Here is a 24,764-nt window from a genome sequence, read left to right on the forward strand (position 1 = left end):
CTCAAGCCGCCACCGACGGTCGGCTGGCCGGCCGGGCTGGGGTTGCTTCCGTGCCCGGCACGGACCCCGACGCGCTCGCCTATCTCACCAACGCACCCTCACGCCCAGGTTGGCCTGGCGCTGCCTGGCATCGCTGCCGTCCAGGCTCTCGCCGTAGGACAACACGCCGAACAAGCTGACGGATTCGCCCAACTCGGCTTCAACGCCCACATCGACGGTCGCCATCACACCCAGCTCGTGGTTCGGAAACGCTTGGGCCTCGCCGGCGGCCGTGGGCGGCATGACGACCAGAGCGTTCTCCTTCTCACCCACGGTGTCCTGCACGCCAAGCGTCGCCCACGGACGTATTTGCGCACCGCTCGCGGTCTCGAACAGCCTGTCGGCGCGGACGGCCACTCGCGCCGTGCCCAACAAATCGTCGTCCATCGCCAACTGCTTGCCGCCGCTGTCGAGCTCGTCCTCCCACTGCATCGCGCTGGCGCTAAGGTTGACTTGCGGCTCGACGGTCCAGCCGTTGCTCAAGTGAAAGCGATGGCCGAGCTGCGCGCTCGCGGTCAGGCTGTTGCCGCCGATCTTTTCCTTGAAGCCGTCGGCGACAGCGATGGTCGCCTCCGGCAATTGGCCGACCAGGGTCATGTCGAGGTAGGTACCGCGCTTCCAGCTGACGCTGCCGTACATACCGACCATCGGCGTATCGACGCGCACGTTGGCCTCGCCGATGCCTTGCAGATCGGTCGAATTGGCGCCGCTGGCCCAGTAGTTGCCGTGCTGGAACGCAACGAACACGCCGCCGCGCAGGGTGCGGGTTTCGCGATCCTGCAGCTGCGCGTCGACGCCGACGTACAGGCCGAGCGTGTCGCCGCTGAAGGCGAAGCCCGGATTGGCGCCCGTCTCCAGCTCGCTGCCGGTGGCCGCCACCCAGAAGCCGTGGCAATCCCCCTCCAGCGACCAGTAAGCGCGCTCCATCTCGTCGTCGTGCGAGCCGCAGCGCGGGGTGTCGCCGCGCACGCCGGCCATGCGTTCGAACAGCAGGCGGTTGTTCTCCTGGACCAGCGCGGCACCGATGCTCGGCAATACCGCGTAGCCGCCGATCTCCGGCAGGATGTCGCTGGCCTCGGTGTTGAGATACCAGCCATCGCCCTGGCGGTCGAAGGTCCACGGAAACACGCTGCCGTTCAAGCGCACCACGCCGTCGCTCGCGCCGGCGGCGGTGAAGTCGCCTGCGGTCGCGGCGCTGTCGTTCGGCGCCGAAATCACCCGGATCGAGGCCGGCTGTTGCGGGGTCTCGCTGCCGTCGCCGAGGAAGGTCACCGCGGTGTTGCCCACGACGTCGCCGCCGATGTCCAAACCGCCCGAGCTCTGGCCGCCCGGCGATACCGTCAGCGCCAGCGCGCCGCCACCGGTGTAGTTGCCGCTGATGCCGAAACGGGCGCCGCCGACGCTGATCAGCCCCGAATTGGCCACGCTGCCGGTCAGGGCCGCGCCGTTCATGCCGATCAGTTGCGAAGTGCCGTCGATCGACAGCAAGCCGCCGGTCAGGTTCAACGGCGCGCTCAGGGTCAGGCGCGTACCGGTGAGCAGGTCCACGCGCTCCCAGTTGGACAGTGCGCCCACGTCGCTCTGGTCCAGGGTCATGCCGTGGAAGTTCACCCGATCCTCGCCGCCGGCGCCGCCGTCGAAACGGGTCAGGCCGCTAAGGTCGCCGCCGCGGAAATCGGCGCTGTCGTTGCCGGCGCCGAATTCGAAGCGGCCGATCACGGTGCCCGCGGAGCCGAAGCGGTCGTTGCCGGCGGTGCCGCTGTAGAGGCCGGTGGCCTTCAGGGTCGCGCCGGCGGCCACTGTAGTGTTCTGCGCGGACACGCTGCCGGCGGCGGTGACTTCGAGCAGGCCGCCGATCACCTCGACGTCGATGAACGCCGACGGCCCGTTGATCTGCAGCGCACCGGCGCCGGACTTGGCCAGCGATTCGAAGCCGAGCATGCTGCCGAGCGGCACGTTGAAGCCGCCGCCGATATTGGCCTCGAGCGTGTCGTTGCCGAGGCCGCCCTCGACCGTGCCGGTCGCGATGGTGGTTTCGTGGACGATGAAGCGATCGTCGCCGGCGCCGAGCGCGAACGCGCCGCTGCCGGTGTCGAGCGTGCCGGCGAGGTCGAACACATCGTCGCCGTCGCCGAGGTCGCCGGAAGCGAGCAAGCTCGCGCCAGCGGCCACTTCGACGGTGTTGGTGCCGGCGCTGCCGGTCAACACGGCCTGGCCCGCGGCGAGGCCTTGCACGCGGCCGTCGATCGCCAAGGTGGTGCCGTCGGCCATCGCCAAGGTCGGCGTCTGCAGGGTGCCGGCCACGCTCAGGGTGCCGCCGTTGAGGGCGGTGCCGCCGCTGAAGCTCTGGGTGCCGGTCAGGGTCGCCTCGCCGGCGTTGTCCTTCTGCAGGAACTCGAAATTGATCGTGTTGCCGGCATCGAAGCTGAAGGCATTGGCGGTGTCGAGCACCACCGTGTCGCCGCTGCCGTGCGCGCCGCCGCTGACGACGGCGTTGAGCACGGCGCCGTCGCCGAGGGTCAGCACGTCTTCGCCGCCGCACAGATCGATGGTGCCGCTGCCGGACACGGTGCCCGACACGCTCATCGTGTCGTTGGCGGCGCCGCAGCCGAAACTGCCGTCGACGTTCAAGGTCGCGCCGGTGCCGACCACCGTGGCCAGCGAACTGCCCGCGGTCGCGACCACGCTGCCGGCCGGACCGATGTTCAGGGTGCCGCCGAGCACGCTGACTTCCTGCAGGTCGGTCGCGCCGGGGCCGGTGACGTTGAGCACGCCGGTGCCGGTCTTGGTGACGCCTTCGAAACTGGCCAGCGAGCCCAGATTCGCGCTCAGGTTGATGTCGTAGACGCGCGTGTCCAGACCGGCGCCGCCGTCGATGGTGCCGAGCACGCTGGTGCCGTCGTGGACGACGAAGCTGTCGTCGCCGTCGCCGAGGACGAACGTGCCGCCCAACGTGTCCAGGGTGCCGGCCACGTCGAGCACGTCCTCGCCCGCGCCGAGGTTGCCGCTGGCCAAAGCCGAACCGTTGATGGTCACCGTGTTGACGCCGCCGCTGCCGGTGATCGCGGCGGCGATGCCCGCCCCTGCGTTCAGGCTGCCGTCGACGCTCAGGGTGGTGCCGTCGCTCATCGCCACGGTCGGCGTGCTCAGCGCGCCGGCGATGGCCAGCTCGCCGCCGTTGAGCGTGGTGCCGCCGCTGAAGCTCTGAGTGCCGGTCAGGGTCGCGGTGCCGGCGTTGTCCTTCTGCAGGAACTCGAAATTGACCGTGTTGCCGGCATCGAAGCTCAGCGCGCTGGCGTTATTGAGCACGACCGTATCGCCGGTGCCGTGACCGCCGCCGTCGATGACGTTGTTCAATACCGCGCCGTCGTTGAGCGTGAGCGTATCGTCGCCCACGGCCAGGTCGATCGTACCGCCGCCGGCGACCGTGCCGGAGACGTTCATCGTGTCGGCGCCGGCCGAACCGGTGTAGCTGCCGTCGACGTTCAAGGTGGCGCCGTTGGCCACGGTGGTGGCGACTGCACCGTCGATGCGGCCGGCGGCGCCGATGTCGAGGGCGCCGCCGCCGACGTTGACGGTGGTGAAGGCCGATGCGGCCGGGCCATCGATGTTCAAGGTGCCGATGTTGGTCTTGGTCAGGGTCTCGAAGTTGATCGCACCGCCCAGGGTCGCGTTGCCGGCGAAGTCGGCGGTCAGCGTGTCGATGCCGGCACCGCCGTCGATCGGCGTGGCCAGGCCGCTCATGTCGGCGCCGTCCTGCAGGGTCAGATGGTCGTCGCCGTCGAGCATGTCGATGACGCTCGAGCCGCTGATGTGGCCGGCCACGGTGAAACTGTCCGCGCCCGCGGTGAAACCGAAGGTGCCGTCGACGATCAGGCTCGCGCCAGCGGCTACGGTGGCGGTGTTGACGCCGCTGATGCTGCCGCCGGTACCGATGTCGAGCGTGCCGCCATCGACGTTGACGGTGGTGAAGGCCGATGCGGCCGGGCCCTCGACGTGCAGGGTGCCGGTATTGGTCTTGGTCAGGGTCTCGAAGTTGATCGCCCCGCCCAGGGTCGCCGTGCCGGCCAGATCGGCGACGAAGGTGTCGGCACCGGTGCCGCCGTCGACGGCATTGCTCAATCCGGACAGATCGGCGCCGTCCTGGATCGTGAACGTGTCGTCGCCGTCGAGCAGGTGCAGCGCGCCGTTGCCGGCGACCGTACCGGCGACGGTGAAGCGGTCGTTGCCGGCGGTGCCCGAGTAGCTGCCGTCCAGGTTCAGGGCCGCACCGCCAGCGATGCTGGTGTTCTGTGCGACCACGCTGCCGGCGGCGCCGACGTTCAAGCTGCCGGCGAGCACATCGACGGTGACGAAATCGGAACCCGCCGGTCCGTTGACGTTGAGGGCGCCGGCGCCGGTCTTGCTGAGGGTCTCGAAGCCCTGCACCGCGCCGAGATCGGCGCTCGTCGCGATGTTTGCGTTCAACAGATCGGTGCCGGCACCGGCCGCGACCGTGCCGACGAGGTTGGTGCCGTCGTGAATGCCCAGGGTGTCGTCGCCCGCGCCCAGGTCGAATATCCCCGCCCCGGTGTCGAGGCGGCCGGCGACATCGAGAACATCGCTGCCGTCGCCCAGGCCGCCTTCGGCGAGCAGGCTCGCGCCCGCGGCGATGGTGACGGTGTTGCTGCCGGCGCTGCCGGCGATGGCCGCCGCGACGCCTCCTGCGCCTTGCACGCTGCCGACGACGTTGAGCGTGGTCGCATCGGCCATCGTCAGGGTCGGCGTGTCCAGACTGCCGGCAACGGTGAGCGTGCCGCCGTTCAAGGCGGTGCCGCCGGCGAAGCTCTGCGTGCCGGTCAGGGTCGCCTCGCCGGTATTGTTCTTTTGCAGCAGTTCGAAGTCGCTGGTGTCGGCGGCGTCTAAAGTGAAGGCACCGGCGTTGTTGAGCAGCAGGGCGTCGCCCGACCCTGCTCCACCGCTGATCGCGTTGGCCAGCACCGCACCGTCGTTCAAGGTCAGGGTGTCGTCGCCGTCGCCCAGGTCGATGGCGCCGCTGCCGCTGACCGTGCCTGCGACGGTGAAGGTATCGGCGTTGCTGCCGCCGTTATAGCTGCCGTCGACGTTCAAGGTCGCGCCGCTGGCTACGTTGGTGGCCAGGCTGCCGCCCGGTGCCGGAGTGACGCTGCCCGATGCGGTCACGTTCAAGACGCCGGCCTGCACATCGACGGCGGTGAAGTCCGAGCTCAGCGGGCCGTTGAGGTTGAGCACGCCGGCTCCGCTCTTGGCGAGGGTCTCGAAGCCTTGCACCGCGCCGAGGTCGGCGACGGTGGCGATATGGGTGTTGAAGGTGTCGTTGCCCGCGCCGGCCACGACCGTCCCGACGATGCGGGTGCCGTCGTGGATGGTCAGGATGTCGTCGCCGGCGCCGAGATCGAACACGCCGGGGCCGGTGTCCAGGCGGCCGGCCACATCGAGGATGTCGTTGCCGTCGCCGAGATCGCCGCTCGCCAGCAGACTGCCGCCGGCGCCGACACTGACGGTGTTCGTGCCGGTGCTGCCGGTGAGGGTTGCGGTCGTCGCGCCGGCCGCTTGCAACGAGCCGTCGATGTTGAGCACGGTGCTGTCGGCCAGGCTGACCACCGGCGTTTCCAGGGAACCGTCCACGTCCAGGGTGCCGCCCAGAATGGCGGTTCCGGCGACGAAGCTCGACGCTCCGGTCACGGTCGCCACACCGGAGTTGGTTTTTTGCAGCACTTCGAAGTTGCTCGTGTCGCCGCCGTCGAAGGACAATGCACCGGCGTTGTTCAGCACCAGGGTGTCGCCGGCGCCGGTGCCGCCGCTGACGACCGCGTTCAGCACCGCGCCGTCGTTGAGGGTCAAGGTATCGTCGCCGCCGCATAGATCGATGGTGCCGCTGCCCGATACGGTGCCGGACACGGTCATGCTGTCGTTGTCGGCGCCGCAGCCGTAACTTCCGTCGACGTTCAAGGTCGCGCCCGCGCCGACCGTAGTGGTGAGGACATTACCCGGGGCCGCGTTGACGCTGCCGCCCGCACCGATGTTCAAGATGCCGGCCGATACGTCGACCGCGGTGAAGTCGGAACTCAAGGGGCCGTTGACGTTGAGCACGCCGGCGCCGGACTTGCTCAGGGTCTCGAAGCCCTGCACCGCGCCGAGGTCGGCGACGGTCGCGATGTCGGTGTTGAAGGTGTCGTTGCCCGCGCCGGCCACGACCGTACCGACGATGTTGGTGCCGTCGTGGATGGTCAAGGTGTCGTCGCCGGCGCCCAGGTCGAACGCGCCCGCGCCCGTATCCAGACTGCCGGCCACATCGAGTACATCGCCGCCGTCGCCCAGACTGCCGCCGGCGAGCAAGGCGCCGCCCGCGGCCACGAGCACGGTGTTCGCGCCGGCGCTGCCGGTGATCGCCGTGGTCGTCCCGAACGCCGCCTGCACCGAGCCTTCGACCGACAGCGTCGTCCCGTCGGCCAAGGCCACGGTCGGGGTTTCCAGCGCGCCGGCCACGTTGAGCGTACCGCCGTCGATGGCGGCGCCGTCGCTGAAGCTCTGGCTGCCGGTCATGGTGGCGGTGCCGGCATTTTGCTTGGACAGACGTTCGAACCCGGCCGTGGTGCCGCCGTCGAAGGTCAGGTCCAGAGCATTGTCGATCACCAACAGATCGCTGCCGCCGACACCGCCTTCGATGCCTGCGCCGCCGAGCACCGCGCCGTCGGTCAGGGTGAAGGTATCGTCGTCGCCGCCCAGGCTCAATGCGGTCGCGCCGGAGTTCAAGGTGCCGCCCAGCATCACGACATCGCTGCCCGCTCCGAGGTCGCCGTTGCCGTTCAATATCGCGCCGGCACCGATCAGCACGGTATTGACGCCGGCGTCGCCGGTGATCGCCGTCGCAGCGCCACCGGCCGCCTGCACGGTGCCGCCCACATTCAAGGTGGTGCCCGCGGACATCGCCATGCTCGGCGTATCCAGCACGCCATCGACATCCAGGGTGCCGCCCTGGATGGCGGTGCCTGCACTGAAGGCCTGGCTGCCGGTCAGGGTCAGCACGCCGGTGTTCTGCTTGGTCAGCATTTCGAAACCGGCCGTGCCCGAACCGTCGAAGCTGCGGGCGACGGCATTGTTGAAGACCAGATTGTCGGCGCTGCCGGTGCCGGCATCGATGCTGGCGCCGGAGCCGATCACCGCGCCGTCGTTCATGACCAGGGTATCGTCGCCGGCCCCCAGGCCCAGGACGCCGCCGCTGTATCCGCCGCTCAGGTTGAAGGTATCGCTGCCGTCGCCGAGATCGCCCTGGGCCGTGAACACACCGGTGCCGGCCATCGTGATGGTCTGGTTGCCCGAATCGCCGGTGATCGCGGTCCGGGTTCCATTGGGCCCTGTCAGCGAACCGGCTCCGGTTACCGCCAATGCGGAGGTTCCGGTCATCGCGACGGTCGGCGTCGTCAGCCCGCCCGTCAGCTGCAGCGTGCCGGCGCTGATCGTGGTCGCACCGATGCTGTTGAACGGCGAGGTCAATACGCTGGTGCCGGTGCCGATCTGCGCCAGCGTGCCGGGACCGCTCAGCGTACCGGTGAGAGTAAGGGTGTCGCTGCGATTGAGCGTCAGCGTGGAGGTGGGCGAATCCACGATCACATCGCCCGCGCCGACATTGCCGGTGGTGCCGCCGTTGCCGACCGTCAGGTTGCCGTCGTTGATGACGGTATTGCCGGTGAAGGTGTTGTTGCCGGTGAGTATCCAGTTGCCGCTGTCGTTCTTGGCCAAGGTGGTCCGACCGGTGCCGTTGTCGCCGATCGTGCCGCCGAAGGTGTTGGCGCCGGTGTTGGTGCCGCCGAGCGCGAGGGTGCGCGCGGTGTTGGTGCCCGACAGCACGACCGCGCCGGTGTTGGTGAACTGGATCGCGCCGGTGCCCGAAGACTCGATGAAGCTGACACCGGAGGTGAGCGTGAACAATCGGTCGGTGCTGTCGCCCGCACCGGTGTAGCGCAAGGTCGAGCTGTTGCCGATCACCAGGTTGGAGGCGGCATTGGACGAGGCGCCCATGCTGCTGGCGACGCCGCCGTTGGCCATCTGGTCGACGCTGAGCACGCCGCCATTGATGGTGGTGACGCCGGTGTAGGTGCTGTTGTTGTTGGTCAGGCGCCAGGTGCCGGTGCCGGCCTTGGTCAGCGAGGTGGCGCCGGTGCCGTTGTTGTCCAGTTGCGCGGAGAACACGTTGTCGCCGGTGTTGGCGCCGGTCAGGGTCAGGGTGCGCGCGGTGTTGGCGCCGGCCAGGGTCACCGGACCGGTATGGGCGAAGGTGACGGTGCCGGTGCCGGACGAGTCGATGGCGCCGCCGCTTGTCCCCAGGGTGAATTGGCGATCGGTGCTGGCGCCGGTGCCGACGTAACGCAAGGTACCGTTGATCGTCAGATTGGTGGGCGCGGAACCGGAGGCGCCGATCGAACTGGCGACGCCGCCATTGCCCAGGCAAGTGACGGTCAGGGTGCCGGCGTTGATGACCGTGGGGCCGGTGTAGCTGCTGTTGCAGCCGGTGAGCGCCTGTTCGCCGCCGCCGTTCTTGATCAAGCTGCCGGTGCCGCTGATGGCTCCGGCGTAGCTGCTGCCGCCGTTGGTGAGGGTCAGCACGGCGTCGCCCAGGATGATGTTTCCGCCGGTGGTGCCGCCGCCGTTGAGCGCGGTCACCGTCGTGTCGAAGCCGGCCAGATCCAGCAGCACCCCCGCGGTGTTGCTCAAGGTCATGAACCCTTGGGGGCCAAAGGCATTGTTCGTGGCCGCGCGCAGTATTCCCCCCGTGACCTGGGTATTGCCGGTGGAGGTGTTTGTGCCGGACAGGACCAGGGTGCCCGCGCCGGCTTTCGTCATGGCGCCTGCGCCGATGATCTGGCCGGTGAACTGCAGCGTGGTGGCGGCGTTGGTCACGTTGATCGAGCTGTTGCCGCCGGCAAGCTGAAAGCCGCGATCGGTGGTGACGCTGCCACCGGTGTAGCTCAAACCGCCGCTGTTGAAGACCAGGTTGGTGGGAGCGCTGCCCGAGGCGCCGATGCCGCTGACGATCCCGCCGTTGGCCAGGCAGTCCACGCTTAAGGTGGCGCCCTGCAGGCTGGTGGGGCCGGTGTAGGTGTTGTTGCAGCCATTGAAAGTCTGGCTGCCGCCGCCGGCGCGGGTGAGGCCGCCGGTGCCGCTGATGGTGCCCGAGTAGTTGCCGCCGTCGCCGTTGATCGTCAGGGTGCCGGCGTCGAGGGTGATGTTGCCGCCGTTGGCGCCGCCGCCGCTCAGCGGACCGATGCCGTTGTTGAATCCGTCCAGATCTAGCAGCACGCCTGCCGTGTTGGTCAGGGTCATCGGTCCGTTGGCCGCGCCGAACGCCTGGGTCGAGCCGGCACGCAGAATGCCGCGGTTGACCGTGTTGCCTCCGCCGTAGGTGTTGGCGCCGGACAGCACCAGGGTGCCGTCGCCGTTCTTGGTCAGCCGACCGCTGCCGACTACCGCGCCGCTGACGGTCAGGGTCGTCGCGCCGTTGCCGACCTCGACGGAGCCGTTGCCGGCGCCTACGGTGAAACCGCGGTCGATGCTCACCGTGCCGCCGGTGTACTGCAGGCCGCCGCCGGCGAGGACGAGGTTGGCCGATGCACTGGCGGCCGCGCCGATGCCGCTGGCCACGCCGCCGTTGGCCAGCGTGTCGACCGACAGCAGGCCTCCGCTGACGGTGGTGATGCCGGTGAAGTCGTTGCTGTCGTTGGACAGGGTCAGAGTGCCGGCGCCGCTCTTGGTGAAGTTGGCGGCGTCGGGGCTGGTGACCAGCCCGCCGAAGATCAGATTGGCGCCGGCATTGGTGACTTCGACCCCGGAGCCGACGATCGCGCCGGATCTGGTGAAGGTGAAACCGCGATCGCTGCTATCGCCTGGGCCCGTGTAGCGCAAGGTGGCGCCTTCCAGGCGCAGGTTGGCCGGATCGGCCGACGAGGCGCCGATGCCGCTGGCGGCGCCGCCGTTGCCGATGTCGGCGACCGCCAGCGTGCCCTGCACCACCTGGGTGGCGCCGGTGTAGGTATTGTCGGTGCCGGCCAGGGTGACCAGGCCGGTGCCTGCCTTGATGAAGCCGATGCTGCCGCCGTTGTCGACGATCTGCGAGGCGATGGTGAAGTTGCCGGTGCTGTTCTGCTGCACGCCCAATGCGCCGCCGACCGGGCCTGTGATCATCCCGCCGGTGATCAGCTGATTGGTGTTCACCACCGTGGGCGCCACGATGATGGTGCCGTCCACGCCCAGGGTCTCGCCCGGGTTCACCGTCACGGTGGTCGAGGTCGGCGCGGTGTAGCGCAGGCCGGCCAGTTGGACGCTGCCGCTCACCGCGCCGAAGAAGCCGTTCACGTCGGTGATGTATTCGTTGGCCAGCCAATTGGCGGCGTTGTCCTTGTCGGTGTAGTCGGCATCGACGAAGGCGGCGATGTTGCCGCCGACCACCTTGGCATAGTCGGTGCCGTTGACCGTGGCCCAGCCGCCCAGCACGGTGTTGGTGGTGGTGATGTTGCCGCTGGTGGGCAGGTTGAAGTTGATCAGTCCCCCGGTGCGGGTGATGGCGCCCAGGTTGACGGTGAGACTGCCGCCGACACCGGACCTGGCATCGATGGTGTTGTTGCTGCCGGTGATGTTCAGGCCGTCGAAGGTTTGGCTGTTGCTTTCGCCGTTGGCGCCGATGATGTTGAGCCGGCCGCCGCCCAGGTTGAGGGTGGAACCGCTGCCGATGATGCCGCTGCCGGGGCCGCCGGCAGGGCTGAAGTCCAGAGCGAGGATGCCGCCGCCGATGGTGGTGTCGCCGGTGTAGGTGCTGGCGCCGGTCAGGGTCTGGGTGCTGGCGCCCAGCTTGGTCAGGCCGCCGTTGCCGGTGATGCTGCCGGCGTAGGTGCCGGTGCCCCCGCTCGCGCCCTGCAAGGTCAGGATGGCGCTGCCCAGTGCCACCGTGCCGCCGCTGCCGGTGAGGTTGGGCAGCGTCTTGTCGAACCCGTTCATGTCGAGCGTGCCGCCGTTGACGACGAAGCTGGTGGACGCGCCGAAGGCCCCGGCCGAACCCGCGCGCAGTACGCCGCTGTCGACGATGGTGCTGCCGGTATAGGTATTGGCGCCGGTGAGCACCCATGTGCCGGCACCGGCGCTGCGCAGGTTGCCGCCACCGGACACGACCCCGGCGAGTACGTTGGCGCCGCCTGTGAAGGCGCCGCCCAGGGTGGCGGTGCCGCCGATGGTCGTCGGGCCCGTGAGCGTCAAGGCGCCGTTGCCGTTGTTGGCCAGGGTGCCTTGGGTGATGGTCCAGGCACGGTCGCTGCTGGCGGCGGCGCCGGTATAGCTCAGCGTGCCGTTGCTGCCGATGCTGGTGGCACCAATGCCCAGCGAACTGGCGACGCCGGTATTCCCGATCGTGCTGGCCCTGACGGTCCCCGCGCCGGCGATGTTGACGCCGGCGTTCGTGTTGGCGGTACCGAGAGTGATGGTCCGCCCGGCATTCGCCGCGAGTGCGACTCGACCGCCGGAGATGACGCCCAGCAGCTCCAGGTCGGCCGTTTGCGCGGAGAGCCCCGCCGTACCGCCTGCGGACTGGATATTGCCGGTCAGGGTCAGCGTGCCGGTGCCGGCGTTGGCGAGCCCCGCCGAGCGGTTGTCGATGGAGTTGATGAGCCAGTTGCGATTCGACGTATCGCCGTCGCCGATATACGAGTGGGTGGCGCTCGAATTGAGCGGATTCGACAGGGAGATGGTGCCGTTGGCGACCGTGGTGGGCGCGCCCAGGGCACTCGCCTCTCCCAAGTTGCGCACGGACGTGAACGACAGGCCGCGATTGGCGCCGGTCGTGCCGGTGTAGTTGTTGGCGTCGTTATTGAGTGTATTGACGTCGGCCACGAAGAGGCTGCCGGTGCCGGTATAGAAGGCGCCGCCGACGCCGCCGCCCTGAATGCTCGTGGCTCCGGTGAGCGTCACCGTGCGCCCCGCGAGGGTGCCTCCGACGGTACCGATGTTCAACGACCCGGTGACGTTGATGTTGTTGGTCGCGGCCCCGAGACCGGCGGCGCCCGTGGCGGTCAGCGCGCCATTGATATTGATGTCGCCGACGAAGCTGTTGGTGCCGCTCACGTTGAGCGCGCCTGCGTTGACGGTCATGCCGCCGCCGAAACTGTTGTTGCCCGACAGGATCAGCGTGCCGGTACCGGCCTTGGTCAGTCCGCTGGTGCTGTTGATCGTCGAGGCGATGGTGGCCGTACCCGAGACCGAGATGGTCGGGTTGACCCCGCCCAGGGTCAGGGTGTTACCGGTGATTGTGTAGCCGCTGGTCTGGAACGTCATGTTGTGGACGGTGATGGGCCCGCCCAGGGTGACGGTGCCGGCGGTGCCGCCGAAGAAAGCGTCGTCCAGGGCCGCGTTGTTCCACACGCTGTAGGGGCCGCTCACGCCATCGTTGTTGGTACTCCAGAAAGCATTCCCCGCATCCCAGATGCCGGTGCCGCCCAGGCCGATCGAGGTACGGTTGACGTCCCAGTGCCGGTCCGCCGCCTGTGTCGTCGCATACGGCGACAGCAACGCGAAGAACATGCCCAGTCGCAACGGCCAGCTGCAGGCCGGCGGCGTGCCTTCGACCTGGTCTCGGTCGAGCGTCAACGCCAGCGTGCTCGCACCCTTTCGCTTGTCGACCCCGCCGCCGCCTTTGCCGCGCGAGGTGGCGAGTTCGGAAACGACCACCCACGAGTTCAGCGCCTGCGACCAGAGGATGCGGAAAATGCGATTCATGTGTTTCTCCGTGTGAAGTCGCGCATGCCTGACGGCGAAGCCTTTGGGATACGTCGGTGATGACTCTTCGGATGCAGGCAATGCCGAGGTGCTGGATAAAGCGGTCGCGGGCTGTGCAAGGAGGCGGTCCAATACGGCTGATTGCGGCTAATTGCGTGCGCCGACCGGAAGCGACGCGCGGCGAACAAGACAGAGCAGTTCGGCCTCGGGACTCGCATCTGATTTCGACACTGAAATAGCGCCGCTCCCCAATGCATGCACTATCGACCCCTTGGCGAGGTTCTACACCCGAGAACGGCCAAGTCGCAAGCGGCAGTGACGCCTTCCTCGACCACGTATTGCGGCAGTGAGGAAGCGTGAGTTTCGGTGAGCATCGGATAGCGAAACAGTCGACGCCAGGCAAGCCGGTTCCCGGCGAGTCGAACCGCGACGGCATCGATACGGACGATCCGTCAGAGGCTACTGGCGAGCTTCGGCAACCAGAAGAAACCGACCGCCACGGCCCCAAGCAGGAAAATGCCGACGTGGTAGTTGACGATGGCCAGGGAAGAAACCCAATACAACTTCGACTCGCGCGACGGCGCGCGAAGCAGGGCCGATAGCGCCAGCGCGCCCGACACGAACAGCGCGCCGAAGCACAGCAGGGCGCTGTTCTGCATCAGCGAGACGGCCGCGACCGAGAACACAGGTATCTGGCTCCGGAGAGACGCTGGATAGGCCGAGCCGTAGCTGGCCAGCACACCGGAGGCGACCACGTGTACCGCGAACACGACGGCGCAGCTGGCCAAGTAGAAGAGCGTGGCGAGGAGGACCTTGAACATTCCATTGCACCTTGGGCCAGGGTAAGCCGCGCATGGCGCCATCCTGCCAGGCATCCGCGATCTCGTCGGTCGACTAACCAGCCTGCGGGCCGTACCCGGGCGGAGGCCATCGCAGACGACGGAGCCCCGACGGCACGCCGGGGTCGTCGGCATCGGTCGTCAGCCAGAGCGCGCCCTGCTCATCGAAAGCAATGCCCTCCACCTTGACGCCGCCGTCCAACTGTCCCGTCCATATCACCTTGCCGCTCGGGTCGCAGGCCGCCAACACGGCCCCGGCGCACCGGCCGTCGTCGTAGGCGTTCGAGGCATCTTCCGCCACGGCGCTGAGCAGCCAACCGCCGTCCTCGAGAGCAGTCGCATCGGTGATGCCGAGAGGCACTTCGCCGATTCGGCCCAGATCGAGTTCGGTGAAGCGCACCGGGGGCACCTCTGCAGCGCTCTCACCGGCCAACAGAAAACCGATCGCCAGGTCCAGGTCGAGGCGAAAGCATCCGTTTACCGGCGCGCTGCGGTTGGCCCGGCTGAACAAGTACAAGTCCTCGCCCTTTACCAACCCGGCCTCGATGTTGAGTTCTCCGACATGACGGCGCAGCACGTCGTGCAATCGGGTCAGGGAAACCGCTCGCGCGGCGCCGGCAAGGCTGCCGTTGGCGCTGAGGCCGACCACGTAGGCGAAGTCGCGTTGCGCCCGCGAGCCGGAACCCCAGGCGACCAACATCGGCGAACGGTCTTCGTCCCCCGGCACAGGGAACAGCGCCTCCAGGTCCCTCTTCCGGCGTTTCCGCTCCGCGGGATCTGCCGGCAGCGGCGCCTCCAGCAGGGGCAGCATCCGCAATGCTCCGACTTCTACATCGTCGCTACGCAAAGCGATCAGGTGGTTCTCGTCGTCGGCCACGATATAGAACCAATCGCCCACGATCGCCAGGCCGCTGGCCGAGCTGATGTGCGGCTGCCCCCGGGGATGCGAGGCCGGGTCGATTTCCAGGGAGCGAACCGGCGTCGTCAGGATCATTGCCGGAGGCAGTGCAGGGTCTCGCATTATGTCCACTCAGGTCGTGGGCGGTCGTGGCTGGGCCGATGCCCCGACACGTAACGGCCATGATACGTCGCTGGGCCGATGCATCTGCTTGAAGCCAGGCGTCGCCGGTCCGCGCACGCCTCAACCACGCTCGAGCCTATCGGGATCCGATCAATCCGGGATCGGCTTCGGTTGCCGGATGATGCCTCGACATAGCGGGAAAACCGAGGCTTGTGAAGCTGCTTTCGGTCGCAAGCGATCTGCCGGAAAAGAAAATGGGGCTCCATAGAGCCCCATCGGTTGCCGACCACGGCCGTGCGCCCAACTACCCCACGCAGATCGAGGTCTTCCCGGGAGACACCTCCGCCGCACCGGACGAGAGGGGCCGGCCCTCATGCTGCCGTTGAAGCCGTCGATTTAGAACGGCAGTTATCGATAGCGCGCAACCACGAAGGTCGCTGGCGAGTTGCCGTAGCCCGCCACGACGATTTTGCCGTCGCCTTGCAGGGTGAGCCCTTGAACAGCGGCATTCGCGCTGCCGACGGCGGTGGCGACAGGCCCGAAGCTGGCGTCCTGGTTGCCGTACGGGTCGTAGCGATTCAAGGTCAACTGGCGGTAGCTGCCCGCCTTGGAGTAGCCGCCGACAACGATGCCTCCATTGGCGTCGATGGCGACATCGCTGCCGATCGCATCGCCGCTGCCGATGGCGGTAAGGACCTTGCCGGTGCCGGACCCGAAGTAGCTGTCCAGCGCGCCGGCGCTCGTGTAACGAACCGCGGCAACTCGGTAGTAGTCGGCGCTCGTGCTTTTCGCGTAGCCGGCGACGACGATGTTGCCGTCGCTTTGAATCGCCAGCGAAGTGGCGATGGCGGAGTTGCCGCTGGACGTGCCGGCCACATTGGTCAGGACTTTACCGCCGGTGCCGAACGTGGTGTCCAGCGCGCCATTCGTGGTGTAGCGCGTCAACGCGAACACGGTGCCGCCGCTCGACGCGTAGCCGGCCAGCACGGGTTTGCCATCCGCCTGGACGACCAGGCTGTTGGCGAAGGCGGCGCCGGTGCCGACCGTCGAAGTCACGGTACCGGAACCGCTGCCGAAGCTGTAATCCAAGGTTCCGCTGCTGGTAAGCCGCGCCAGCGCAAAACCGGAACCGGCATAGCCCGCAACCCAGATCGCGCTGCCCTGTACGGCGACGGCATGGGCTTCCGAAGCCCCCGCGTAGAAATTGACGGTCGCCTTGCCTGAGCTGCCGAAGCTGGTGTCCAGCGAGCCATCCGCGTTGTAGCGATAAACGGTGAAGTTGCGGGTGGAGGTGAAGTTCGGACACGAAGTGCCTGCGACGACGATCTTGCCGTCCGCCTGCAAGGCGAGTGCGCGCGCCTGCCCCGGGCAGCTGCCGGACGGCATGGTGGCGACTTTGCCGGTACCGTTGAAGCTCGTATCGAGCGCACCCGCGGCCGTATAACGCGCCAGTGCGAACTCACCGAGTGCGGTCTGGCCGGCGGCGACGATCCGTCCGTCCGGCTGGACGACCACCCGGGCGGCGGCGCCGTAGTTGCCGAATGCGGTGGCGGTGATGCCGGCCGAACCGAACGTGGGGTCCAGCGATGCGGCCTGTGCGGGCGTTGCGAGTGCGCCGAGGGCGCTGAGGGCGCTGAGGGCGCTGAGGGCGCTGAGGGCGCTGAGGGCGCTGCCAAACGATATCTTCATCGTGTCGCTGATCATTGCTGACTCTCCTTGTTGACTGCGATTGAATCCATTCTTGGCTCACCCCACACCGCCGTTTGCTGTGCAGCGGCGATGCGCCGAGTGGGCAAGATTTCGAAGGCTGCTGTTGCGGGGCGGCGTCGCTTGCCGACGATATCCGTGCTTGATTACAGATACCGCGCAAGTAATCGCGCTGCGTGCGGGTGGCTCCATCGCGCTGACGGTCCGTTGCCGCAGTCGCCCACGTACCGGAACAGGTCACCCGTCGCCCTGTTTGCCGGTCCAGGACATGCTTATGCGTGCAATGGTGAGCAGGCCCCAGGTGCTGCTCGGATACTCAGCATCCCTCCCTCTGCTAATTGTGCCCAAGGCGAATCTCCGTCGTTGAGACGTTCCGGAGACTTTGGCCACCTACGCTTGGTAGCACCGAACCCCATGTTTTTCGTAGTTCCGCAGCCCGCTTTGGGCAAAATCAGTTCGTCAAAGATAAAATGGGGCTCCGAAGAGCCCCATAGGCATTAGCAATTTCTAGGCATACGTACTAGCGACCTGCAGGTCTCCAATTGGCGGCCTTCAGGCGCGCGCGCATCAGATGCACTTCGCCGCGGACCCGATCAACCTCAGCCGCACTTCGAATACCCACAATTCAAGCACGTCGCACACCCGTCCATCAGGACCAGGGCCTTGGTGCTGCACTTGTGGCACAGGGTCGCGGTCGGCGGGAAGGAGGCGCCCTCGCCGGTCACGGCGACGTCTTCGCTGCGCGGTTCGGCGGCGCCGAGCGCGGCGGCCGCGGTTACGTCAGAGTTTTTTTTTGAGCCGCGCTGCTCGTAGGCGGCGCGCTTCTCGGCGATGAGGGCGCGCTGGGCGTCGCTCATGTCCGGGTCGTGGATCATGCCGATCGACTTGAGGTGGTCCTCGACGATGGCGCCCATCTCGGCGACCAGGGACGGCATGTAGACGCCGCCGGCCTTGAAGTAGCCGCCGCGCGGGTCGAACACGGCCTTCATTTCGTCGACCAGGAAGGTCACGTCGCCGCCCTTGCGGAACACCGCGGACATGATCCGGGTCAGCGCGACGATCCACTGGAAGTGGTCCATGTTCTTCGAGTTGATGAAGATCTCGAAGGGACGGCGCGACTCGTGCTCGGTGCCGGCGTTGAGGACGATGTCGTTGATGGTCACGTACAAGGCGTGCTCGAACAGCGGCGATTTGATCTTGTAGGTGGAGCCGATCAGGATCTCGGGGCGCTCGATGCGCTCGTGCATCTGGATGACGTCGGCGACCGGCAGTTCGTCGGCCTTGGCGGCCGCGGCGGCGCTGGCCGCGGAGGCCTTTGCGGCTTCCTTGGTCTTGTCTTCCTGGCTGACGACGCTGTAGCCCTTGATTTTCTTTTCGATCTTGACGGCCATGGGCCCGACTCCTGGTGCTTCGTGCTTGTTCTTGTGTGGTGGCGCCGAACGGGTGACGCGGATACCCAGCTGGGGACCGGACAGCGCCGGCCGGCGGCCTTCGCCCCGACCCTCTCCCGCAGCGCGGGAGAGGGCGGAAACGCGAGGCGCCTATCGATCAACGCTTCTTCGCGGCCTTCTTGGCGGCCTTCTTCGCCGGCGCCTTCTTGGTCGCCTTCTTCGCGGCCTTCTTCACCGCAGCCTTCTTGGCGGGGGCTTTGCGGGCCGTCGCCTTCTTGCTGGCGGCCTTCTTCGCCGGAGCCTTCTTGGCGGCCTTCTTGGCGGTCGCCTTCTTCGCGACCTTCTTGACGGCCTTGGTCGCCTTCTTCGCGGCCTTCTTCACGGTTTTCTTGGCCGTGGCTTTCTTGGTCGCTTTCTTGGCGGTCTTCTTCGTAGCCTTCTTCGCGGTCTTCTTGCCGGTGGCCTTGGCCTTCAGGGCGGTCGCTTCCTTCTTGGCCTTGGCGCTGGCGGTCGCGAGCTTCTTCTTGGCCGTGCCGACGGCCTTCTTGGCGGCCTTGCGGGCCTTGGTCGCGGTCTTCTTGACCGAAGCCACGGCGCCCTCGGCGCGGTTGGCGATGGCGCTGCCGATGTTGGACGCCGTTTCCTTGACGTTCTCGGCGGCCTGGGTCAGGGTCGCCGTCACTCCATTACCGTTGCTCATGGTGCCCTCCTCGTGGGCGTTTTTTCTAATGGGCGGTACGTTCGCGGTACGTGTAACCGGGGTCTTGCCGGAGCGATGCTATACCTGCTGCGCGGGCGTAGACAGGGGTCGGTCTTCAGCGCCCGAGGCCGTAGCGGCGAAAGCTGGCGGATGAACGCGGAATCGGCCTGAATTCCGCGTCCGGCGTAACGGCCGCCGTGCCCGTACTGCGCGATCGTACCCACCTGCCGCGCGCGCCCGGCGGACCGGGCGGGCGCTTCGGTGCGCCAATCAGAACTTGCCGTAATACCCTTCCTTGAGGGCGTCGAACAGGTTCGCGGCGGTGTGCATTTCGCCGTCGTACTCGATCTGTTCGTTGCCCTTGACCTCCAGCACGCTGCCGTCCTCGAGCTCGAAGCGGTAGGTGGTGTTTTCCAGGTCGGCTTCCTTGACCAGCACGCCCTGGAAGGCGGCCGGGTTGAAGCGGAAGGTGGTGCAGCCCTTGAGGCCCTGCTCGTGGGCGTAGCGGTAGATGTCCTTGAAGTCCTCGTACGGGTAGTCCGTGGGGACGTTCGCGGTCTTGGAAATCGAGCTGTCGACCCACTTCTGCGCGGCCGCCTGCACGTCCACGTGCTCCTTCGGGCTGATGTCGTCGGCGGAAATGAAGTAGTCGGGCAGCTTGGCCTCGGCTTCCTCGCTGAACGGCATCGCCTTGGCGTTGATCAGCTCGCGGTAGGCCAGCAGCTCGAAGGAATAGACGTCGACCTTTTCCTTAGACTTCTTGCCTTCGCGGATCACGTTGCGGCTGTAGTGGTGGGCGAACGAGGGCTCGATGCCGTTGGAGGCGTTGTTGGCCAGCGACAGGGAAATGGTGCCGGTCGGGGCGATCGAGCTGTGGTGGGTGAAGCGCGCGCCGATGTCGGCCAGCTCCTCGACCAGCTCCGGGGCCACCCCGGCCACCCGCTGCATGTAGCGCGAGTACCTGGCGTGCAGGACCTTGCCGGGGATCTCCTGGCCGATCTTCCAGCCGTCGGCCTTCATCTCCGGGCGCTTGCGCAGCATTTCGGCGGTGACGGCGAAGCGCTCTTCCATGATCGGGGCCGGGCCCTTCTCCTTGGACAGGGCCAGGCCCATTTCCCAGCCGGCCACGGCCATTTCGCGGGCGATCCGCTCGGTGAACTCGCAGGACTCGGCCGAGCCGTACTTCATCCGCAGCATGGTCACGGTGCTGCCCAGGCCGAGGAAGCCCATGCCGTGGCGGCGCTTGCGCATGATCTCGGCGCGCTGCTGTTCCAGCGGCAGGCCGTTGACCTCGACCACGTTGTCGAGCATGCGGGTGAACACGCGCACGACTTCCTTGTATTCCTCCCAGTCGAACTCGGCCCGGTCGGTGAAGGCGTTGCGGACGAACTTGGTCAGGTTGACCGAACCCAGCAGGCAGGCGCCGTACGGGGGCAGCGGCTGCTCGCCGCAGGGGTTGGTCGCGCGGATCGTCTCGCACCACCAGTTGTTGTTCATCTCGTTGACGCGGTCCACCAGGATGAACCCGGGCTCGGCGTAGTCGTACGTCGAGACCATGATCATGTCCCACAGGTGGCGGGCGCGGATGTGACCGTAGATCTTGCAGGCGACCAGGCCGTCCTCGCGGACCACGTAGTTGCGGGTGGTCGGCCAGTCGCGCCAGACCACCTGGTTCGGGTCGTCGAGGTCGACGTCGCCCTGTTCCTTGATGTTGACCGGGAACACCAGCGGCCAGTCGGCGTCGGTCTTGACCGCGTCCATGAAGCCGTCGGTGATCAGCAGCGACAGGTTGAACTGGCGCAGGCGGCCGTCTTCGCGCTTGGCGCGGATGAAGTCCTTCACGTCCGGGTGGCTGACGTCGAAGGTGCCCATCTGGGCGCCGCGGCGGCCGCCGGCCGAGGACACGGTGAAACACATCTTGTCGTAGATATCCATGAAGGACATCGGACCGGAGGTGTAGGCCCCGGCGCCGGCGACGAACGCGCCGCGCGGTCGCAGGGTGCTGAACTCGTAGCCGATGCCGCAGCCGGCCTTGAGGGTCAGGCCGGCTTCGTGGACCTTCTCCAGGATGCCGTCCATCGAGTCTTCGATGGTGCCCGAGACGGTGCAGTTGATCGTCGAGGTGGCGGGCTTGTGCTCCAGCGCGCCGGCGTTGGAGGTGATGCGGCCGGCCGGGATGGCGCCGCGGCGCAGCGCCCAGACGAAGCGTTCGTACCAGTACTGCTGCTTCTCGGCGCTGGGCTCGGCGTCGGCCAGGGCGCGTGCCACGCGCTGGTAGGTGGCGTCGATATCGCTATCGACCGCTTCGCCGCTCTTGGTCTTGAGGCGGTATTTCTTGTCCCAGATGTCCTGGGACGCGGGTTGCAGGGCGATGTCTTTATCTGCCACCGCGTTCTTGACCGCCTCGAGGCGCACCGTGCTCATGCCTGTTTCGTCTCCTGAATCTTGACGGCGGGCCGTTCGGTTGCGCCCGCCATCGGTGGTTTCTTTTTGTACGTGGTAACCGGGGTCTGTCTGAAGCCGGTGTCTGTCAGGGTCGTGCGTGCCGCGTCTTGCCTGTTGCGTGTTGCCGGTGAAGCGGGTCTTCGTCGAGACCTGGGTCGAATCGGTATGGGTCGAATCGGTAACCGGGGCCTTGCGTTCGCTTTGCTGCCGTCAGCTCATCCATGTATCGAGTCGCGCGTGTACACCGTGTTGCGGGATGTCGCGGTATTGCCGCCTGGTGCCGGCGGACCGGAACCGGGTGTCGGAGCCGCCGCCAGCCCCCCGCCGACGGCGACGCACGCGTTCGCGTTGGTTACGCGCCACGTGCGGTGATTGGCTGGTCTTCGCGGTTCGCGCCCGTATCCGTCATGCGCCCGCTCGCTATCTAGGCTACGCACCGACCGACCCAAGCCGAACCCCTATGCTTGGGCTCCTTCTACGAAGCCGACCACTAGATGTTGTGGCGTCGCAGAGACTTCAAGCTACGCCCGGTGTTTCTGGATGTCAACGGCTTTTTGATGGCTATCACGCTTTGTCTGTGTTGGCGCGGTCACGCATTCCAATTTCGACGCGATCGGCCGCGGCGGCCGCGCAACGCTCGCGACGAGACCGCGGCGCAACGATCCAGCCGGTACTTCATCGGTTATTTATTCGTATTCTCCGACACTGGCCGCGACACTGAACGAGATCGCGCCGACGCGGTCCAAGCCCCTGTCGGCATGCCCCCTGTCGGCATGCCCCCGCCGGCATGCCCCGCCGGCGCGCGGGCTTGATCGCCGGCGTCGACGCCACGATCTGGGTCCCACCCTCTTTCCCTTCCACCGTTGACCGGAACAGCGACTCGATGCGTCCCTTGCCGACCCTGCTGACCCTTGCCCTCGCCGCCGCCTTCGGCGGCTTCGCCGCCACCGCGATCCGCGACGGCCTGCAATCGCCGGCCCAGGCGTCGCCGGCCGCGGTCACCCTGCCGCTGCCGACCGCGGGCGCGTTGCCGGCCTCGGTCGGCGGCCAGCCGGTGCCGTCGCTGGCGCCGATGCTGCAGCGGGTCACTCCGGCGGTGGTCAGCGTGCACACCAAGCAGACCGTGCGCATCCGCAACCCCTTCGCCAACGACCCGTTCTTCCGCCGCATGTTCCCGAACATCCCGCAGGAACGGATCAATGAATCGCTGGGTTCGGGCGTGATCATCGACGCCAAGAACGGCTACGTGCTGACCAACCACCACGTCATCGAGGGCGCCGACGAGGTCTCGGTGACCCTGGCCGACGGCCGCACCATCAAGGCCGATTTCGTCGGCTCCGATCCGGACACCGACATCGCCCTGATGCGGGTGCCGGCGCAGAATCTCAGCGCGATCACCCTGGCCGACTCGGACGCGCTGCGGGTCGGCGATTTCGTGGTCGCGGTCGGCAACCCCTTCGGCATCGGCCAGACCGTGACCTCGGGCATCGTCTCGGCGGTCGGCCGCAGCGGCCTGCGCGGCCTGGGCTACCAAAACTTCATCCAGACCGACGCGTCGATCAACCCCGGCAACTCGGGCGGCGCGCTGGTCAACCTCAACGGCGAGCTGATCGGCATCAACACCGCCAGCTTCAACCCGCAGGGGAGCATGGCCGGCAACATCGGCCTGGGCTTCGCGATCCCCGCCAACCTGGCGCGCAACATCAAGGACCAGCTGATCGCCAACAACGGCGTGGTGCGCCGCGGCAGCCTGGGCCTGGAATCGCAGGACGTGACCCCGCAACTGGCCGCCGCGCTCAAGCTCGGCGAGCCGCGCGGCGCGCTGGTCGCGCGGGTGTTCGCCGGCAGCGCCGCAGCCGCGGCGGGCCTCAAGCCCGGCGATGTGATCCTGACCGCCAACGGCCAGCGCGTCGACGGCCGCGATGCCTTGCGCAATTTCGAAGGCCTGCAGCCGATCGGCAGCAGGATCGCCCTGGAAGTGCTGCGCGACGGCCAGCCGCTGCAGCTCACCGCGAGCCTGCGCGAACAGGCCAAGGCGGTGGCCGGCGCCGAACTCGACCCGCGCCTGGGCGGGGCGACCTTCGCAGAGCTGCCCGAACGCCTGCGCCAGTCCGGCTTCTCCGGCGTGGTGGTCGAAAGCGTGGCCCGCGGCAGCCGCGCCGAAAAGAACGATTTGCGCAAGGACGACGTCATCGTCGCCGCCACCAGCGGCGAATTCGACGATCTTCCGGGCTTCCGCGCGAGCTTCACGCGGGCTCCGGCACAGTTGGTGCTGCGGATCGTTCGCGGCAATCGTCGCGGCGATCTGCAGATGCAGTAACGTCGCGGGGGCATCCTGCGCCGTTGCCATCGGCATGAATGCGCGCCGCACCGCGGCGCGATCCGATCAATGCCGTCGAGGGCCGGGACCGCCCGGTACGTCGACGGACCGCTCGAACCCTGGACTCGTTCAGCGGTTCATCCATGCAGCAGGAGGAACACCACGATGACCCCCACTTCGACCGACGCCATCAAGACCAACCTCGGCCAGGCCGGCACCCACCTCAAGCAGGCCGCCAGCGATGCGGGCGAGGCCATCCGCAGCGCCGCCGGCGTCGCGGGCGAAGAGCTCAAGCTCGGCAAGGCCAACGTGAAGTCCGACCTCGCCGACAGTGCGCTGGCCGGGATCGCCGCGGCCGAACACGCCGGCGGCGCCGCGCGCGAGCAAGTCGACGCGCTGATGGACAAGGGCCGCGACCTGATCGAAAGCGCCGCCGAGCTCGTGCGCGAACGGCCGCTGGCTTCGTTCGGCGTCGCCTTCGCGGCCGGCTTCATCATCGCCAAGCTCGCTCGCAGCAGCGACAAGTAAGCGTGAGCGACCCGAGCCGCAGCGGTCCCGCCCCCGCTCCCGGCGGCGACGAGATCCCCGACCCGGCCGCGCCGGGGCGGGGGCCGTCGATCGAAGAGTCCTACCGCGAGATCCGCGACGCCGGGCGCGAAGGCCTGTCGGCGGCGATCGACACCGGCCGCGCTTTGCGCGGCCTGTTCATCGCCGACTTCGCCCTCGCCCGCAGTGCGCTCGGCCGCGCCCTGCTGTGGGTCAGCGTGGCGATCGTGTTCGGCGCCTCGTCCTGGCTGCTGCTGATGGCCGCGCTGATCGCGCTGCTGCAGGGCGTGCTGGGCTGGTCGTGGCTGGCCTCGATGTTGACCACGTCCGGATTGAGCCTGGTCGTGGCCGTGGTCGGGGTATGGCAGGCGGTGCATTATTTCGAGTTCACCCGCCTGCACGCGACCCGGCGCCAGTTGCGGCGCCTGGGCATGGGCGACCTCGACGACGAAGAACTGCAGGCGCACCTGGCCGCCGACGCGGGCCACGCCGCCCGCTATCACGGCCAGGGACAGCAGAAGGATCACGAGAACGCACCATGACCCGGTTCGAACGACTGCAGCGGCGCGTGCACAAGCGCGAACACTTGCTCGAAGGCCGCTACGAACAGGCGCTCGAGCGCAAAGCGCTGCTCAAGGCGCGTTGGCATGAGGCCTGGACGCCGGGCCGGATCGTCGTCGCCGGCCTGGTCAGCGGTTTTTTGATGGGCCGGGCCGAGCCGGCCAAGATCGCGGCCAAGAGCAGCAACCTGATGCAGATCATCACCATGCTGTCGGGCCTGTTCGCCGGCAGCAGTGCGCAGAACGCGGCCGATCAGGCCGGTCGCGCCGCCGGCGAAGCCGGCCAGGCCGCCGAAAACGCCGGGGCGGTGGCCGAGGCCACCGGCGCGGTCGCCCCGGGCCTGGCGCCGGTGGCGCCGCCGCGGACGACGGCGCACAGTGCACGCACCGACCACGCCGAATCGATCGAGCCTTGAGCA

At 67.7% G+C, this 24,764-nt stretch carries 11 protein-coding genes; 4 read left to right on the forward strand and 7 right to left on the reverse strand.

Features of this window, described 5'->3' with window-relative positions:
* Window positions 1–84 precede the first annotated feature (84 nt).
* The 7 genes from ACSAMQ_RS04905 to ACSAMQ_RS04935 all read right to left on the reverse strand — a co-directional run bounded on the left by ACSAMQ_RS04905 (window position 85) and on the right by ACSAMQ_RS04935 (window position 20,898).
* Window positions 85–12,816, reverse strand: a complete 12,732-nt coding sequence (locus tag ACSAMQ_RS04905) for an autotransporter-associated beta strand repeat-containing protein (RefSeq protein WP_435394575.1) — start codon at window positions 12,814–12,816, stop codon at window positions 85–87.
* A 452-nt stretch (window positions 12,817–13,268) separates the two neighbouring features.
* The gene (locus tag ACSAMQ_RS04910; protein ID WP_435394576.1) at window positions 13,269–13,637 is read right to left on the reverse strand and encodes a hypothetical protein; all 369 of its coding nucleotides are present in this window, start codon (window positions 13,635–13,637) and stop codon (window positions 13,269–13,271) included.
* A 73-nt stretch (window positions 13,638–13,710) separates the two neighbouring features.
* Window positions 13,711–14,649, reverse strand: coding sequence for a DUF6929 family protein (locus ACSAMQ_RS04915; RefSeq protein ID WP_435394577.1), 939 nt, complete (start codon window positions 14,647–14,649; stop codon window positions 13,711–13,713).
* 435 nt (window positions 14,650–15,084) lie between these two features.
* A complete protein-coding gene (locus ACSAMQ_RS04920; protein WP_435394578.1) occupies window positions 15,085–16,380 on the reverse strand; it encodes a delta-60 repeat domain-containing protein in 1,296 nt (431 codons plus the stop codon).
* A gap of 602 nt (window positions 16,381–16,982) precedes the next feature.
* Window positions 16,983–17,774, reverse strand: coding sequence for a TSCPD domain-containing protein (locus ACSAMQ_RS04925; RefSeq protein WP_435394579.1), 792 nt, complete (start codon window positions 17,772–17,774; stop codon window positions 16,983–16,985).
* A gap of 157 nt (window positions 17,775–17,931) precedes the next feature.
* On the reverse strand, window positions 17,932–18,474 hold the full coding sequence (locus ACSAMQ_RS04930; RefSeq protein WP_435394580.1) for a hypothetical protein: 543 nt from the start codon (window positions 18,472–18,474) through the stop codon (window positions 17,932–17,934).
* A gap of 270 nt (window positions 18,475–18,744) precedes the next feature.
* Entirely contained in the window at window positions 18,745–20,898 is a 2,154-nt protein-coding gene (locus ACSAMQ_RS04935; RefSeq protein ID WP_435394581.1) for an adenosylcobalamin-dependent ribonucleoside-diphosphate reductase, read from the reverse strand.
* A gap of 904 nt (window positions 20,899–21,802) precedes the next feature.
* On the opposite strand from ACSAMQ_RS04935, the gene ACSAMQ_RS04940 reads away from it, so the two are divergent.
* The 4 genes from ACSAMQ_RS04940 to ACSAMQ_RS04955 all read left to right on the forward strand — a co-directional run bounded on the left by ACSAMQ_RS04940 (window position 21,803) and on the right by ACSAMQ_RS04955 (window position 24,761).
* Window positions 21,803–23,239, forward strand: coding sequence for a Do family serine endopeptidase (locus tag ACSAMQ_RS04940; protein WP_435394582.1), 1,437 nt, complete (start codon window positions 21,803–21,805; stop codon window positions 23,237–23,239).
* Window positions 23,240–23,404: 165 nt separating this feature from the next.
* A complete protein-coding gene (locus tag ACSAMQ_RS04945; RefSeq protein ID WP_435394583.1) occupies window positions 23,405–23,767 on the forward strand; it encodes a hypothetical protein in 363 nt (120 codons plus the stop codon).
* 2 nt (window positions 23,768–23,769) lie between these two features.
* Window positions 23,770–24,327 carry a phage holin family protein gene (locus tag ACSAMQ_RS04950; RefSeq protein ID WP_435394584.1) on the forward strand — a complete coding sequence of 186 codons (558 nt, stop codon included), beginning with the start codon at window positions 23,770–23,772 and terminating at the stop codon, window positions 24,325–24,327.
* Window positions 24,324–24,761: a hypothetical protein gene (locus ACSAMQ_RS04955; RefSeq protein ID WP_435394585.1), complete on the forward strand. Its 438-nt coding sequence runs from the start codon at window positions 24,324–24,326 to the stop codon at window positions 24,759–24,761. Before ACSAMQ_RS04950 ends, ACSAMQ_RS04955 begins: the two co-directional genes overlap by 4 nt.
* Window positions 24,762–24,764 lie beyond the last annotated feature (3 nt).

It is taken from the genome of Lysobacter sp. 1R34A, assembly GCF_051217035.1.
Lineage (GTDB): Bacteria > Pseudomonadota > Gammaproteobacteria > Xanthomonadales > Xanthomonadaceae > Lysobacter.